This is a genomic window from Pseudomonas syringae pv. tagetis (assembly GCF_022557255.1).
In the GTDB taxonomy this organism is placed as follows: domain Bacteria; phylum Pseudomonadota; class Gammaproteobacteria; order Pseudomonadales; family Pseudomonadaceae; genus Aquipseudomonas; species Aquipseudomonas caricapapayae.
On the sequence record NZ_CP092923.1, the window covers coordinates 3,080,940 to 3,096,670 of the forward strand.

General features: G+C 54.1%; 15 protein-coding genes. 4 read left to right on the forward strand and 11 right to left on the reverse strand.

Annotated features, from left to right (window positions below):
• Window positions 1-232: 232 nt before the first annotated feature.
• Complete coding sequence (locus tag MME58_RS13635) at window positions 233-1,549, forward strand: methyl-accepting chemotaxis protein (RefSeq protein ID WP_055005763.1); 1,317 nt, start codon at window positions 233-235, stop codon at window positions 1,547-1,549.
• Window positions 1,550-1,718: 169 nt separating this feature from the next.
• Here MME58_RS13635 and MME58_RS13640 read toward each other — a convergent pair whose 3' ends face one another.
• Entirely contained in the window at window positions 1,719-2,837 is a 1,119-nt protein-coding gene (locus tag MME58_RS13640; protein WP_055005764.1) for a metallophosphoesterase, read from the reverse strand.
• A 263-nt stretch (window positions 2,838-3,100) separates the two neighbouring features.
• Between MME58_RS13640 and MME58_RS13645 the strand changes: the two genes are divergently transcribed.
• Window positions 3,101-3,775, forward strand: coding sequence for a TetR/AcrR family transcriptional regulator (locus MME58_RS13645; protein WP_199727376.1), 675 nt, complete (start codon window positions 3,101-3,103; stop codon window positions 3,773-3,775).
• Between the two features lie 55 nt (window positions 3,776-3,830).
• Here the strand turns inward: MME58_RS13645 and MME58_RS13650 are convergent, their stop codons facing one another.
• From MME58_RS13650 to MME58_RS13665, 4 genes are all read right to left on the reverse strand, one after another.
• Window positions 3,831-4,562 (reverse strand): tryptophan 2,3-dioxygenase family protein, encoded by a 732-nt coding sequence (locus tag MME58_RS13650; RefSeq protein WP_055005765.1) that lies wholly within the window; start codon window positions 4,560-4,562, stop codon window positions 3,831-3,833.
• A gap of 3 nt (window positions 4,563-4,565) precedes the next feature.
• Window positions 4,566-5,243, reverse strand: coding sequence for a cyclase family protein (locus tag MME58_RS13655; RefSeq protein ID WP_158506047.1), 678 nt, complete (start codon window positions 5,241-5,243; stop codon window positions 4,566-4,568).
• A 351-nt stretch (window positions 5,244-5,594) separates the two neighbouring features.
• Window positions 5,595-7,046, reverse strand: a complete 1,452-nt coding sequence (locus MME58_RS13660; protein ID WP_055005767.1) for a pyridoxal phosphate-dependent decarboxylase family protein — start codon at window positions 7,044-7,046, stop codon at window positions 5,595-5,597.
• Window positions 7,043-7,951 carry an SDR family NAD(P)-dependent oxidoreductase gene (locus tag MME58_RS13665; protein ID WP_199727377.1) on the reverse strand — a complete coding sequence of 303 codons (909 nt, stop codon included), beginning with the start codon at window positions 7,949-7,951 and terminating at the stop codon, window positions 7,043-7,045. Before MME58_RS13665 ends, MME58_RS13660 begins: the two co-directional genes overlap by 4 nt.
• 572 nt (window positions 7,952-8,523) lie before the next feature.
• Between MME58_RS13665 and MME58_RS13670 the strand changes: the two genes are divergently transcribed.
• Window positions 8,524-8,850 carry a hypothetical protein gene (locus MME58_RS13670; protein ID WP_055005768.1) on the forward strand — a complete coding sequence of 109 codons (327 nt, stop codon included), beginning with the start codon at window positions 8,524-8,526 and terminating at the stop codon, window positions 8,848-8,850.
• A gap of 135 nt (window positions 8,851-8,985) precedes the next feature.
• Here the strand turns inward: MME58_RS13670 and MME58_RS13675 are convergent, their stop codons facing one another.
• The 6 genes from MME58_RS13675 to MME58_RS13700 all read right to left on the reverse strand — a co-directional run bounded on the left by MME58_RS13675 (window position 8,986) and on the right by MME58_RS13700 (window position 14,852).
• Complete coding sequence (locus MME58_RS13675; RefSeq protein WP_055005769.1) at window positions 8,986-9,945, reverse strand: quinone oxidoreductase family protein; 960 nt, start codon at window positions 9,943-9,945, stop codon at window positions 8,986-8,988.
• Window positions 9,946-10,039: 94 nt separating this feature from the next.
• Window positions 10,040-10,819: an AraC family transcriptional regulator gene (locus MME58_RS13680; RefSeq protein ID WP_055005770.1), complete on the reverse strand. Its 780-nt coding sequence runs from the start codon at window positions 10,817-10,819 to the stop codon at window positions 10,040-10,042.
• A 94-nt stretch (window positions 10,820-10,913) separates the two neighbouring features.
• A complete protein-coding gene (locus MME58_RS13685; RefSeq protein WP_233590954.1) occupies window positions 10,914-12,266 on the reverse strand; it encodes a sensor histidine kinase in 1,353 nt (450 codons plus the stop codon).
• 23 nt (window positions 12,267-12,289) lie between these two features.
• The gene (locus MME58_RS13690; protein WP_233590955.1) at window positions 12,290-13,003 is read right to left on the reverse strand and encodes a response regulator transcription factor; all 714 of its coding nucleotides are present in this window, start codon (window positions 13,001-13,003) and stop codon (window positions 12,290-12,292) included.
• A 139-nt stretch (window positions 13,004-13,142) separates the two neighbouring features.
• Window positions 13,143-13,931, reverse strand: coding sequence for a MipA/OmpV family protein (locus MME58_RS13695; protein WP_082427307.1), 789 nt, complete (start codon window positions 13,929-13,931; stop codon window positions 13,143-13,145).
• A gap of 288 nt (window positions 13,932-14,219) precedes the next feature.
• A complete protein-coding gene (locus MME58_RS13700; RefSeq protein WP_055005773.1) occupies window positions 14,220-14,852 on the reverse strand; it encodes a TetR/AcrR family transcriptional regulator in 633 nt (210 codons plus the stop codon).
• 98 nt (window positions 14,853-14,950) lie between these two features.
• On the opposite strand from MME58_RS13700, the gene MME58_RS13705 reads away from it, so the two are divergent.
• Window positions 14,951-15,679, forward strand: coding sequence for a nitroreductase family protein (locus MME58_RS13705; RefSeq protein WP_055005774.1), 729 nt, complete (start codon window positions 14,951-14,953; stop codon window positions 15,677-15,679).
• Window positions 15,680-15,731: the final 52 nt, after the last annotated feature.

A 15,731-nucleotide genomic window follows, 5' to 3' on the forward strand; every position in this document is an offset into this window, starting at 1 on the left:
TTGTTCAGATCAAGAGAACATTGACAGCCGGCTTTCAACTTCATTCCGTAAATTTTTACAATTATTCACCCTGTGATAAACGTTATCGCCTTGGCAAATAGTCAGCTTGGATCCTAAATAAAATTTTAGAATGTATACCCGGCTTTTCCGACCTTTAGTTGACTAAAGCGCTAAAGGTTTCGATGTGACGACCGATGAAGTTTGCAAGCCCAAACTGTCCCGGATAGCCACAATGTTCAACTCTCATTTGAAAAACACCAACAAGGCATTGGAGCGCCGTCTCGCCATGCTTGAGCAAGCGGGGCAAGTCTTGAACCTGGAGACCGTTGCCGCTGTTCTGGATGGCGCGGGCAACGTGCAGACAGTCAATGCGTTGTTCGAGACAGAGCTGAGCTATTCACAAGCCGAGATTGCGGGACGCAGCCTCACCGAACTGAGCCCGCCAGAACTGAGCGGCGATGTTCACCAGAAGCGCGCACTGGCGGCGATCCGGGATGGCAAGCATTTCAGCGGCACGCTGCGGCTGGTCAGTAAAACAGGGGCAAGGGTGTGGCTGAGGACCGTGGTCGTACCCTTTAAAAATGAAACGGGCGGCATCGAGCAGATCACCCTGTACTCGAGCGTTCTGACACGAACGATTGAAGCCTCACGAGAAAACGAAGCCCTCGTGAACGCCCTGCAACGCTCCACTGCCGTTATCGATTTCACCCTCGATGGAATTGTCATATCCGCCAATGACAATTTCCTGAAAGCGATGGGTTACGAGTTGAATCAGATAAAGGGAAAACACCATAAGATTTTCTGTTTGCCTGAAGAATCCAGCTCCGAGGCATACACTCTGTTTTGGGAGAGACTGCGCCGGGGTGAGTTCATCGTTGACCGTTTCCGGCGAATTGACAAAGCCGGGCGTGATGTATGGCTGGAAGCGTCCTATAACCCTATTACCGATGCCAACGGCAAGCTTTATAAAATTGCCAAGTTTGCAACAGTCATTACTGAGCAGGTTGAGCGTGAGAAAGCTGTCGCCGAAGCGTCGGAGATGGCTTATCAAACATCTATCGATACGGACGGCAGCGCACAGCAAGGCAGAAAAGTAATCAAGGATACGCTGCAGATGCTGGGCCAACTGACGATTTCGATGGAAGAGGCCACGCGTGGCATCGAGGCACTGGACTCGCAAAGCCAGGTGATCGGAACGATCATAAAAACCATCAGCGGAATCGCCGAGCAAACCAATTTGCTCGCCTTGAACGCCGCTATCGAAGCCGCCAGGGCAGGTGAACAGGGCAGGGGATTTGCGGTGGTGGCCGATGAAGTACGCCAGCTGGCTTCTCGAACAACCAAAGCAGCGGAAGAAATTGTAAACGTCGTGAAGAAGAATCAAAGTCTGGCTTCAGAAGCCGTGGGGGTAATCGTACGCAGTACCGAGCAGGCTTCTGAAGCGCTGGTGCTGGCCAACGACGCAGACCGCGTTATCGAAGAAATCCAGCAGGGCGCGAACACAGTGGTACGGGCCGTCAGCCGGTTTGTGAACCAGCGTGCCGGTTAAGTATGAACAGTCGGGCCGACTCGGGGAATGACTTGAGGTCGCTGCACCTCGTGCTTCGAGGATCAAAGAGTCCAGCGTTCAGATAAATGCTAATGAGCCTGCCCCGGAAAACAGGGGCGGGCACACGGAGCATTCAGTAACGCAACTGCGTAGAAGCCGATGGCGTGCGCTACGGTGCCCGGCGAAGCGTAATCCGGGTCAGCTCGGAAGGCTGGCCAAGGCGAATGGCAAATCCCGGCCAGAGCGCGGTACCGTTGTTGACGTACAACTGCATGCTGCCGACCTCATAAAGGCCCGATACAAATCCGCCGTTGGCCAGTGCCAGAAGCCGGTGAAGTCCGAAAATCATGCCGCCGTGGGTGTGGCCGGAAAGTTGTAACGCCACCCCTTGTGTCGCCGTTTCCTGCGCGTTTCTGGGCTGATGGTCGAGCAGGATGATCGGTGTGTCTTTTGCGATACCGGCAATGGCCTTTTGAAGATCGGGCGCGGGGAAACCGGTTTCAGGTGCTGTCACGTCGGTGACGCCAGCCAGAGCGATCCGTGCGCCGTCGTGCTCGATCAAAGTGTGGCTGTTGGCAAGTGGCACCATCCCTAATGAAACAAAGTGCTGCATCCACGCCTGATTGTCGAAAAAATACTCATGATTGCCAGGAATGACATACACACCGTCCGGCGCACGCAAATCACGCAAGGCGTCGATATCCTGCTTGCGGTCGCTGAGCGAACCATCGATCAGATCGCCGGTGATGACGATAAGGTTCACACCCAGCGTATTTGACTGTTGCACCACCGCCCGCGTCCACGATGCATCAAACAGACGACTGATGTGCATGTCCGTCAGTTGCAGAATTTTGTAACCCTCGAATTGCGGAGGAAGATTTTTAAGCGCGATCTGGAGATCCTTCACAGGCGGCACGCGCACCGCCTGCTGGACGCCGATTGCAGCCAGCAACAAGGCCGCCACACCGATGACGTAGCGCAGATTTACCGGAATGGTCAGCGTGCGCTGGCGCAATAGCATCGTCAGTAACGTACCGACATCGACGATGATCTGGAGCACTGCAAGCAGCAGAATGGCACCGAACGCCCAGTTGAACAGCATGACGATGCTGCGTGGAAATTCCGGCGAGAACACGCTGCCGGAAGAGAAACGGCAATAAAGATGGTATTGCGAAGCCAGGACAAGTAGCAGAGCAACAGCTATTTTGACCGATAAGGCCCATGGCATCGGCGCTATGAACCTGCCAATGACATAGAGGCAGGGCATGCTGAACATAACGTGAAACATCAACGTGCTCCTCTGGCCATTATCTTGTGCTCTCCTGACATCCCGGTGTGCATGAGTCGATGCCTTGCCGCAGCACCGTTGAAGGTCATTGTGCCAATGCAGAACTCCGACACGAACAGGCCCGTACTGCCAAGTCTCTTGTAACGCATTTACCCTGCTCCTCATCAAATACCCGGATACAATCATCAGGCCACAGAATTACGAGACTGGCAAGTTCCGAAATATATGGGTAGAGTTGCTCATCGCACAAAAGGATGGACAGGTTGATTGCAAAAGATCTGGATAACGCTCCGGCTCGACACGGCGAGGCGCCTGGCTTGCCGAAACCGGCTCGCGGACGCAAGCGTGATCCGGCGCGAGACGCAGCCATTCTCGACGCAGCAATAGACGTGCTGGCAGAGTCCGGCTATGACGGCATGACCATGGACATGGTTGCGTCACGCGCCGGAGCGGGCAAAGCAACGGTTTATCGTCGCTGGAATTCCAAGGCGGAGCTGATCGTCGACGCCGTCGCCCACCTGAAACACAGCCAGGTAGATCTGCACAGTCTGCCTGACACAGGCTCTTTAAGAGGCGATTTGCTTGCCATGTTCAAGCCACAATCGGCTGAAGAGGGCGAGCGCAAAATGCGTGTGATGGCCGGTCTCGCCTCCGTGTTATTGCGGAGCCCGCAGCTGGCTGAAGCAGGGCACGCGGCGATTGTCGAGCCGTGGGCCATGGTCAATCGCATGCTGATGCAACGCGCGCTTGAACGCGGCGAGATATCGGCGAACGCCGATGTGGACGCCGCATGCCAGGTGCTTCCCTGCATGGCGGCTTATCGCGCCCTGGTTCAGCGCAAACCGTTTGACTTGCAGTTCTTGACCGCCATGATCGATGGCGTGCTATTGCCTGCACTGAGCGAGTCGAAATCGGCAAGGGATGAAGCCGAACAGTAAAACAGCCTTGACGTACACTGACTCCCGATATCGACACTGCCCACAGCACGATGACTTATGAGCGGTTAATGGCGGCCCAAAGCTCCACAAATATCGGGGTGAAAAGCGTTGATTTCAAATAGCTCAACCCGGCGGAACCACCGGTGCCTGTCGATGAACCTATCGTGCGCTCGACCAGTTTGGCATGGCGAAAGCGCCATTCTTGCAACAGTGAATCCAGGTCCAATAGCTGGTTCAGCAACAACGCTTCGTAAGAAGGCCGTTCCAATATATTTTTAAGGATGTCTTTATCGTCTGCTGTGGCGTTGGCGGTGCCTATGAACTGCTGACGAACAGCGTGCCATAGCGTAACAGGCTGAAGAATGGCAGCCAGTTTTTCTTGTATCACCTTATCGTATTGATAATGTCGCAGCTTTTTGCTATTCGCTTTGCCCAACAGGGCCTCAATCCCATCAAATTGATAAGACTGAAACCCACTGGCGCTTCCCAGATATTCCCGAAAGCGATGAAACTCATGAGCGGTCAACGTATTGATGACGGGCATTTGATTGACAATCGTTTGGGTGATCGTATTGATCCGAGCCATGACGCTTATTGCATCGGACACGGCCCCCTTGCCGACCAACTCAATCGCGTAATGAATTTCATTGATGAGTTGCTTAAACCACAACTCATGCACTTGATGGACAATGATAAACAGGCACTCATTACGGTGCTCACTGCTGGGCGAACTGGATTGCTGCAGTGACAGCAACTCATTTAATTTAAGGTAACTTGAATAGTCCATGAACTATTTTCTCCCGTCGGTAAAAGGAAACAGTAGCGGCCTGCTAGGAACAGCATCCCCCGTTAAATCAGGTAGCTGCAGGGTCATAAAATAATGACCCGCCGGTACATTGGCGGGCACCTGAATCAATTCAGTAACGGAAGCATGCTGACGCTCTATAACGGGCTGTAAAGGATCCGATATCCCCCAGAAACAACGGTGATTGTCCATTAATCCACCGTCGTGGAGTTTATCGATAGAGGGCATGTCCACCAGTAGGTGCTGGACACCCAGCCTTACCACCAACGCCATGGCTTGATGGCTGAAATACGGTACGCCCTGGCCATCAAGTCGCCAGGTAGTCGTATCGGTCGCGATGATCAATGCCTGAAGATAGTCTGACCCCAGTGGGGCCATGGCGTGTTCAATTGCTTCTGCAGTGACAACCCGGTCATCCGCAGCGGCATGAACGTTGTAGCCCTCTTTCGTTTCAGACACTCGCTCCAACGAAACATGAATCAAGGTGGCAGCGATAAAAAGAGGAATATCGAGTTCTGTTACATTGCGGATATCCGGCAAGAGATGACCGATGCACTCGGTGTGGGTGCCGTGGCAGTGTGGAACAAAACTAATGCGTGATGCATTGCAGGAGCCTCCCTGCCGTACGCTGGCCGAACCATTGTTATACCAATGGCTGCTCATGCGCCGGCTCGGCACCATAAAGGTTTATAGGGTTATCTGCAAAACATAGCGGAACAGATAGCTTGACAGCGTGTTGATGACAAATCGTGTGCACGCGCCCACAATAAAATACTTCAATACGGGTCATTGGAAATACTCCTTGTGTGCTTATTTGGCACGTTAACTGGCCTGAGCCGGTTCCAGGCTTGCATTAACAGTCGGCGAGCGAAGGTCAGGGAAGACAAAAACAGGCGAGGAACGGCCGGGGTCGCGTTCGACTGTACATGTTGTAAATGAGCATTCTGATCGGACTCGCGCTCGAGCCTGTTTCTAACGCAGCATCACCGAACGCAGCCACTTTACGTACAGAGCCTAGAGCACCGTTCGAGAAAGCATGTGATAGGTACGCTCAAGCGTGTCCAGCAAGCGAGAGAATGTAGAGTCATCTGTTGACGGTGCCATGATGGTCGTACGCCACCAACGACGATTATCAACAAACGAAGAGGCCAGATGAAATGTTCCTTGCTGCATGAGCGTATTGCGCACAGCGATGTGCAATTGGTCACTATGGCCCCCTGGAGGGTCGGCGTATCGAAAGCAGACAAGGTTGCTTTCTGGCTCACTGAGTGCCTCAAACTCTTTTCGCTCACGTATCATTTGCCAGAATCTGCGAGCTGCCAGATGGCGGCTATGAACATACGCTGCCAGGCCCGCCTCACCTCTGTGTGCCAAATTAAGAAAGACCTTGAGGCCGAGCTCGGCTTTGGATCCTTCAATCGTGTAATGCATCAGATCAGGTCCGGGACGGTTTTCATCAAAAAAGAGGTAATCGGCATGTTGCTGAAATGCCTGGCTCAGGTTAACTGCTGTGCGAACAAGCACGGCTGCGGCGAGTGTCGACGTGCGCAACATTTTGTGAGCGTCCCACGTGATTGAGTCTGCCTGTTCTATACCTTCCAGACGGTGGCGCAGTTCGGGAACGAGTAAGGCTGACCCTCCATGCGCTGCATCGACATGCAGCCAGACACGTGCGTCATGACAGGCACGGGCGATTTCCGGCAACGGATCAAACAGGCCGGTTGGCGCAGCGCAAGCATTGGCGACAACGGCCATCACAGTGCGTCCCGCACAGTGATGGGCCTCGATGATTTCACTAACCTGCGCACCTATAACGCGTCCGAAGCGATCACAGGGCAGCGTGTCTACCGCGCGACTTCCGAGACCAAGGATCGAGGCCGCACGCGTTACGGAGACATGAGCGTTTGCCGGCGCGAGAATGACCGCATTTTGTGGAGTTCCGTGCTGCCACGCTTCTGGAAACGCATGGTGACGGGCAACGAGAAGGGCTGTGAGGTTGGCCAGCGAACCTCCATGAACAAGAATTGCTCCAGAGCCGTTGGAACTCCACCCCACTTTATCGAGCATCCACTCAGTGACCACGAGCTCCGCAGCGACTCCGGCGGCACCCATCTCGAATAACGACATCGCGTTGTTGCTTACGCCATGCACAAGATCGGCGATGGCCGAACCTATGTCGGGAACCGCACATTGATGAGACATGTAACCGGGATGATGGAGTCTTGTTCCCTGGGCCAGATACTCCTTGATAAAGGCAGATAATTCGTCGGCCGTCATTCCGTCGGACGTAATGCAATTGCGCATGCCTAAGTGATTGATCAAACGCTCCGGGGGCATTTGTCTTAATACCGGCACCTCGCCATGCTGGGAGTCCTGCACATAGTCGTCCAGCACGTTAGCCACTGCGTGTATGGCATCAGTGAGCTCTCCCGCGTGCCAACCGTGGTATCCATACTTGTTCATCATGTGATGTCTTCTTTCAAAATCGCACGCGGGGCCGACATAGTGATGCACCCCGGGTGCACGCCGAGCCCCATGGAAGCGTCAATAACGGCTCCATGCATGATGATTGCAGCCTCCGTGGTCAGCCACCAAAGGACTTCGGAAATCTCATCGGGACCAATAAGACGCCCCTTGGGGAGGCGAGCAATGAGTTCATCAGCGGCTACTGTCGATAAGGGGTCCAGCGTGCTTTGACGGAACATGGGCGTATCGACGGCCCCGGGGCACACACAAAATACCTCCACAGGTTCATGAATAAGTTCCGCAGCCCATTGCCTTGTCAAGAATGCGATTGCGGCCTTGGTCATGCCATCGGCGTCCCTGAACCCCGGGAAGGCTGCTATTCCGCCATCGACACTCGAGAGCATAAGTATTTTCCCGTAGCCGCGTTTCAACATGCCAGGAAGAAGCTGCTGGGTCAGCCAAAGCGGTCCGAGGCAGTTTACTTTTGTGAACAATTCGTCTTGGCGGTGCCACTCGTCCAGTCCGGAAAGTTCTACGGTTTTGGTACCTAATGCGGCATTGTTCACGAGAATGTCGATGTCCGCCGGGAGCGCTTCAACAAGCTGTAAAACGCTGTCCCAACTGCCTTGATCGAAAGGTAAGGCTTGGGGTGGGTAATGGGCATGTGAAGCAAGAGAGTTGATCAGCTCATGCGCTCGGTCTTCACCGCGGTGATAAGTAAACCATACCTGGTCACCTCTACTGACGAACGTGCGCACAGCCGCGGCACCAATGCCACTGGAGCCGCCGGTAATTAAAACATTTCGTTTCTTTTGCGGCCACGCCGTCCCCATGCCCATCATTTCCATTCCTGAAAAGTTAAAATAGTTGCCCTGACACACAAGATCGTTATAACTATTTGGCACAAACCTTACCGGGCGGATATATAAAATCCTCAAAGGCCTCGCACTAAAATCCAGCACCGTTCAATAAAAGGAATGCGCTGTATAACCTTTTCGTCCAACGCCTATAGCCGACGGGGACGCGTTAATTTTTGCGCAACCTGAGTTAAAACGCTTATCCGATTCATAGGTACTTGAATCAGACAGCCTTTGTCTGTCCGGGGCTTTTTTCCGAGATTCTTCTAAGCATAGAAGAGCAATAAAAACAATCAAGCATTGTAGCGGGGTGTTTTACCGATCTATTGCAAGCTACTGATTTCAAAAACAAAATTCTTAAAGCGACGACTCTGACACTTTAAGGAAACGACCGGTCATTCCTGAATGGACTCTATAATGTACCGCCACGATCGACACGGTAAAAAATGCCATTGCCCAAGGCCATCTGCAACAAACATGATCCACGAGTGGCCGTTGAAGATACACCGTATCGCCTGCATACAGGGTACTGCATCAGGCGCATTCGGAATGCGGATCTAACAGAAAAAATACAGATCGGGCTTGAGTGGCGCTGAGAGCAGGGCACCGGCAAATGAAACGTGAAGACACTTCCCTTGCCATTCACTTCAGTCAATGTTGCCTTAAAGAAATCTGCGCGGCATACAGTTAAGGCGTTAACCAAGCGCGATGACTATATTTTCCTGGATTTGAATCGCGACGTGGCGAGCGTGAAGCGGCTCTCAAACGCGGTTGCTGTGGTTTTGGATAACGACTGTCTATTATCGATTTGGAGCGTTCGCTATTTTTACGAAGGTATTCAAAATATCAAGCCTGACCTCCACATCCACAAGATTTTAAAGAGGCGAGACAGGTCGTTATTGAAGCCTATCGGCATCAGGCAATGGTTTACCCCATCTTGGGGCTGAATGCCTGTGCAACAGAAAAGACCTGCTTCGGGCGTTGAGAGCTGCAGCGAGGGCGCAGGGAGACTGATGTCGAGGCCATACACGCAAGAGTGGCCCGGCAGTTTTGGCCTCGACTTGCTCAGCGTCGCGCCGGCCTCAAGGAATAAGCACTGCTTTGTCGCTGCTGCCGGCTTCCACAGCTTTGTACTGTGTGATGCCATCTACAAGCGCTATTTCCGTTACTCCCTCAGGTCGAGGCAGTGCACCCTCATCGAAGTAGTGACCGAAATCCTTGAGCATTGCTGCGCATTGAGTGTTGTCGTAAAGAAGGGAGTTGACGCCGACAAGAACACCTCCTTTGCGATATAGCGCCAACGCGGGGAAATCAACCATCCCGTCTGCGGGAGCGGCGATTATTGCGATTTGTCCAAAGTTTGCCAGCGCTGATACGGCCGCCGGGAGCCAAAATCCAGTTGTGTCGAAGATGACGTGCGCCCCACCAGGAAAGAACTCGGATACTTGGCGTTCAAGCGATGCTGCGCTATCAAGCACGATTGCGTCGTACCCCTTGCGCCTTAGGACCTCGGCGTGTTCAGCCTTGCGCACAGCAGCAAGAACGCGCGCACCTTTGATCTTCGCAAAGGCAAGAGCGGCTGTCCCTACGGCACCGTTGCCTCCAATCACCAGAAAGGACGTATTGTGCTTAATGCCGGTGCGCTCCACTGCGTCGTAGGCCGTCGTAAAGGGGACCCCGATGGATGCCGCCTGAGCGAAAGACAAGCTGTCGGGCTTCAACGCTACGCCGCTTGCAGGTACAACCAGATACTCAGCGTGAGATCCATCCCTCAGAAAACCAGGACCTTTGCCGGTCCCCCAGACCGCCTTGCCGAGGAGCTCCTGCGGCCCCTGCTCAACGATACCTGCAAAGTCACGGCCCGGCACACGAGGCAGCGTTGTATAGGGAAAGCGACCCAGAACGTTTTTGAGGTCACTGGGATTGAGTCCTGCGGCCTTGACCCGGACCAGAACTTCCCCTGCGTCAGGGATGGGTATTGTCAGATCGACAAGTTTGAGGTTGTCGACGCTGCCGGTCGTACTGAATTGAAGTGCTTTCATATCGCGAGGCCTTGACTGGATAAACGTGAGCCAGCTTAAAGTCCTGCGTCTTTGCCTGTCGGTCAGATAGTTACGTCTGTCGGACAGCGTCGGCTCAGTTACGCATATGCGCGGCTGCATAGACAGATGGGGTGACCGCTGTAGCACGTTTGAACATCTCGCTGAAGCTGGTGAGGTTGTAGCCCAGTTCAGCAGCGACCGTACCTACGGGTACCGCCTCAAGCAGTCGCGCTGCAGCATGGGCAAGTTGCACCGATTTCCTCCACTCACTGAAGCCGACGCCTAATTCCGTCTTGAACAGCCGCGCGAGTGTTCTAGTGCTGGCACCAATCGCCACGGCATGCTGCTCAAATGAAATACTCAAGGAGGGCGCACGTAGCACCTGATGACACAGGCTACGTAAACGCCGATCGCCATTGACTGGCATAGTCACCTGCAACAAGGCGGAACGTGAGCGCCTCAGCTCAACGACTAAAAATCCGTCGAGCGCGTCCCTGTAGGCTTCATCCCCGGACGGTGCAAGGTTGACCCGACGTTTGATCAGCTCACGCAACAACGGCGCGACCTCAACAACAGTAAGCTCGCTGCCAATTTTTTCGGCCAATTCTGTACGTAGATAAATGTTCCGCATCTCGAGATCGGAAACCACGCTGACACCATGGTGGACATGGGGTGGAATCCATACACCCCGGTGCGGCGGTACCAAAAGTGCAGAGGTGGGCGTTTCTACAAGCATTATGCCGCTCTGCGCATAAAGTAACTGGCCCCAGTCATGCGTATGCGGCTCAATCTCAAGCCCTCTGGCGTAGCTACGGGCCAGCGGTTGTATTGGATAGAGTGCCCGAGCCAGATCGGGCGGGGTAGCGAGAGCCATAGGTCATGCATCCGGTCAATTGACACATCTCAGAGATAAGGCGAAGCGTACTGGCTGCCGCGTGTGCCTGCTTTCACGATCGGTATTTCTGCTGTCAGCGCTTCTCAAAATAGAGGGTCGCGACGGTTCCAACCGCTACGGAAGACTGGAGTATCAATCGCCACCCGAAGCGCTCGCATATCCGCTGAGTAAGAAACAGACCCAAGCCTGCTCCGCCAGAACGTATTCCGACATGTTTTAATGATTCGGTGAAGCGAAAAGCGACTTGAGTGGTGTCGAAGCCTGAGCCTGAATCACGAATACATAGCTTTCCGTCCATAACCGATACGTGAATTTCGCCTTCGTGGGTATGTTCCGCTGCGTTTCTGAGCAGGTTCCCGGCGGCGATACGAACCATCGACTCCGGAGCCTTCAATGTGACCGGCTCAATAACGCCGAGAACGAATTCTACTGGCTTTCCTGCCAGCAAATAAGCATGGTCCTGCACCAGTTCCGGGAGGAGGGCATGCAGGAGTGTGAGGTGTTGACGCTCCTCGGGGCCAGGCTCGCGTGAGAGGTACAGCAGCGCCTCCATAATCTGGGTAAGCGTCTCCACAGCGTCTTCTATCCGGTGAAGAGGACGCAAAGCGCGAGGGGGCAGTTGTAATGCACTTAGTACATCGGCGGCACCGGAAATAATTGCCACTGGCGTACGGAATTCATGGCTCGCCTGATCCAGTAAACTTCGTTCGCGCTCGACCGCAAGTTCTACACGTTGCAGATGTTCATTGGTCTCTTGGGCGATCGTGTTCAGCTCGCTGTTACGGTAAGCCGTTGGAATTCTCTGTGATGGCTTCAAGGGATCGAGTTCACGCATACGGCGCGCCAGGTCTTTCACGGGGTGACTCAAGTTAAGATAAAGCCACCAGATCAACAGTCCGATGACGAGCACGTTGAACATCAAGAACACCACGCTGAGTTGAATACTTCCATTTTGCTCATCCTCCAGCTCCGTCATATCGATGGTCATGATCAATCGCCCATGAGGCAGAGGAGTCACCAACGCCTGGTAGCTTCGAGGACGAACTGTTTCATCTGACGTGTACGCAAAGGGTCCCAGTCGTGGGGTGAGAATAGACCTGACCCTCGCAAAGGATGAGGCGTCCTGAACATCGTCAAGTTCACTCTCCCGGTAATAGCCGGGCGTCAGATTTGCCAGAAAGGGCGGCATCCCCGCTGGCACAGTTCCGTCAGCGGTCAGCAACCAGCCTTTTACCGTGCCCTTTATGGGCAGGGTGTCGTGCAGATCAGCGTAAGAAGAATGCAGGACGCTCTCAGTGCCTGACTCCAGCACTTGCCGCCAGATGGAATGATCGACCAAGCGTTGGCTTAGATAGCCTTGGACGACAAGTGCCAGCGTGAGCATTAAACCAAACATGGCGAAGCTGACGCTGAGCAACCACTGCATACTGCGCAGGCGCCGAAGTAACCTCATACAGCGTCGCCCCCCAAACGATAGCCTGTGCCATGAATCGTATGAAGAAGCTTATCCTCCCCGTCCTGGTCTATTGCACGTCGAAGCAGATGCATATGGGAGCGAAGCAGGTCTCCTTCGGGAACGTCCTGTCCCCAAATCAGACCTTCAATGCGATCACGGCGCACCATTCTCGGGGACTCACGCATCAGTAGCTCCAAGACGCTCCTCAATGTGCCGGAAAGATTCAGGGTGCGCCCACCGCGAGTTACCTGGAGGCTGTCGAGGTCGTAACTCAAGTCACTAACCCTGATAGTGCGTCCTGCTGTTGCTCTCGCGTTGGCCCGACTCACCAGGACGCGCAGCCGGATTTCCAGCTCAGGCAACGCAACCGGCTTGACGAGATAATCATCCGCGCCGGTTTCGAACCCCAACAGTTTGCCTTCGATCTGATCTTTCGCCGTGAGCATGATAATGGGCGTTACACAGCCATACTCCTCACGCAGTTTTCGCAGCACACTCATGCCGTCCATTCTTGGCAGCATCCAGTCCAGAATAATCGCGTCGCAACGATTTTGAGTGGCAAGGCTCAGCCCTGAATAACCATCTGGCGCCGCATCCGGAAGGTGACCACAGGCTTCCAGGTAATCAAAGATGTTGGCTGCCAGCGAGTGATTGTCCTCGATAACAAGGACGTGGAGAGGTACAGGGTTCATCAGGCTCACATTCATCAGATACGGCGTCCCAAAGCGATAATTGCGAAGCGGCAGGTATAGCTATTGAGGTAATAGCGACTCTCAGCCGTACTCGTAGACTGTGCGAAAGGCCAAGTCGATAAAGCTGGCGATCCCGGGCGTCCGGCCACCTGCATCAGAAGCTCCTGGAAATACCGAACATGATTGATCCTTCGCCACTGGCAGCGTCCTCAAGAAGAGGGCTGTCGCTGATATCACCCGGCAGGAACTTATACTGGACGGAACTCATGAACCGCCATCGGTCACCGACTGGATGCACATAAGTCAGGCCTATTTCCGGGATCGTCGATGCACCTGGCTTGTAGTCAACGACACCGGGAGCGACTTCGTCTTTCAAGGTGCCGTAGTAGTAGTTCGCTGTGTTTTTGGAAAGGTGGCTGACGGTGAGGGTCGGTTCGAGACTGCCTCGACCGACTGCCAATTCATAACCGTACTTCGCAGACAGCTCATATCCTTCGCTTGCACCGCTCACGTCGGACTTTGCTGTCAACTCAAACTTGCCCGCTGCACCCTGCCATGATGCAGAAAGCCCCATATCCAGACCGCCGTCACGATCATCGAGCAAGTCCCTGTTGATACCGTTACGGGCAAGCGTCTTACGCCCGAAATCCTTGGCGTCTATACCATCGGTGCGGAGAGAGGCAATGACGTTCAATTCGAAACCCTCACGACGTATCACGTGTGCACCGCCCGTAAGACCACGCACGAAGAGTCTCTCGCTTTCATAGTGTATGAGCGGCAAAGGGGTGATGTTCGTCCCTTCGCCCGCGTAGGAACTATCCGAGATCCCCACACCCAACCCCACTCCCAGGCGCGGTGCGTCTTGCTGTGATTCTGCCTGCGCTGCGACAAGGTTTGGCAGGGTGAACAAACACGCTAAAACTGAACTGGATTTAATCATCATATATAGCCAAGGTGCTGATCGGTCTCAAGAAACCGGGGCGGCCAAGGCGGTGACACAACGTGTCAATCCAGGCCTGCCTCCCCGAGGTTTTAAGCCTCACAAGCATAAGTCCGGCCTGTCGCAGGAATGTCGTCGTCCAGTTCACTCAGGCCTGGAAAAGCGATGTGCTCATTGATCAATGGGGCAGTGTGTCAGTCGTAAGGGTGCGGCGTGTCTTTGTCTTAACACCTGCCTCCATCAGAGAAGCGTTTTCGGAACGACGACGTCAGGGTAATTGTGCTGTTCCATCTAACCGCTAATGCCCTCGTCCGTCCTGCTGAGGTAGTTTTCCAACAGCGTGACTACTTCAATCACAAATCTTGGATTGCCCAGTAAGTCGGGCCTGTCTGCCGTGACCGTGTGGATGATTGCATGCGCCGCAACCCCCATCAGATAGATCGAGAGTTCCGGGTCGGGGACGTTCTTCATGAACGGCCTCAGCACCTGCGAAAATTGCCGCTGAAGATGTTCTTCGTCTTTTGCCATATGCCGGACAGTGCTGGGTAACTCCTCATGAATAGCCTTGTGTAAGGCGGGTGCAATGCGATGTTCGGTGACGATCATTTCAACGATCAGCGTCAGTGCGTCTCGCAGCGTGGGTTGCTGCGGCAACACGTCGAGTGCTCCAAGCAAATCGGTGCGTGTTGCAGCTGCGTGCCGGCGCTGTAATTCGGCGATCACAGCCTCTTTGTTCGGGAAAAACTGGTACAGCGAACCGATATTGACGCCCGCACGTTCGGCGATCGCGTTCGTTGTCAATCCATCCCAACCAACCTTGGTCAAAATGTAAGTGGCAGCTTGAATTATTGCATCGACCGTTGCGCGTGATCTGGCCTGAGCCGGGATTTTCCTGGGTTTGACGACTGCTCGTTTGCTGTTCACGGGTAGCTCCAGAACATGAGTTTTTAAAAGCTAAGCTTTAACTTACGATTTGAAGCGTGAAAACACAACGTTCTTCACCTCATCAGGAGCTTCAAATCATGAACACACAAGATCCGGTACTTCCTTGGGAAGGCTTTCAAGCTGCGAACCGCTTTCGAAGAGCCATTCGCAAATTCAAACCCGCAGCGATTCAGGCATCTGACATTTACGCTTTGCTTACCGAAGCCGCTTATGCACCCTCCAGCGGAAACATGCAGCCTTATGAGCTGCACTGGATCCGGGAGCCCGGCCTTAAAGCAAACATAGCTGCTGCCTGCAATGGGCAGAAGGCCGCAGCATCGGCGGCAGACTTCGTTGTGGTCGTGGCCAGTCCAGCATTGGGCCTGCGCACCGCCGTGGCGCAGCTTGAGCATGTGGAGAGCTCATCGGTGCTGGGCCAGGACTCGAAGGCCTACTATCGAAAGCAGGTCGGCATGTTCAAGAAAATTCTCGGTGTAGGCTCGTCAGCATTGTGGTCCCCGCTGGTAGCTCTTGCTGCATTGTTTCGTCCCACCTTGTCACTGATTCCTGTCGGTCATATCGGTGGCCGCCAATGGGCGGCGCGCAATGCCATTTTTGCTGCTCAGACACTCATGCTCGGAGCTGCCGCAAAAGGCATCGACACCTGCCCGATGGAGGGTTTTTCGGCACCGCAGGTTGCCAAGCTGCTGGGTCTTCCTCGGGGCTCTGTAATACCGCTGGTCATCGCACTTGGCTATCGCGCTGACGATGCGCGGATTGAAGAGCGCTGGCGGCGCCCGATGACGGATGTCGTGGTGTCGCACTGAGTGACCGAGGTCGTCGTCGAAAAGCGACGTCTACCGCTAATGGTTCAACGTC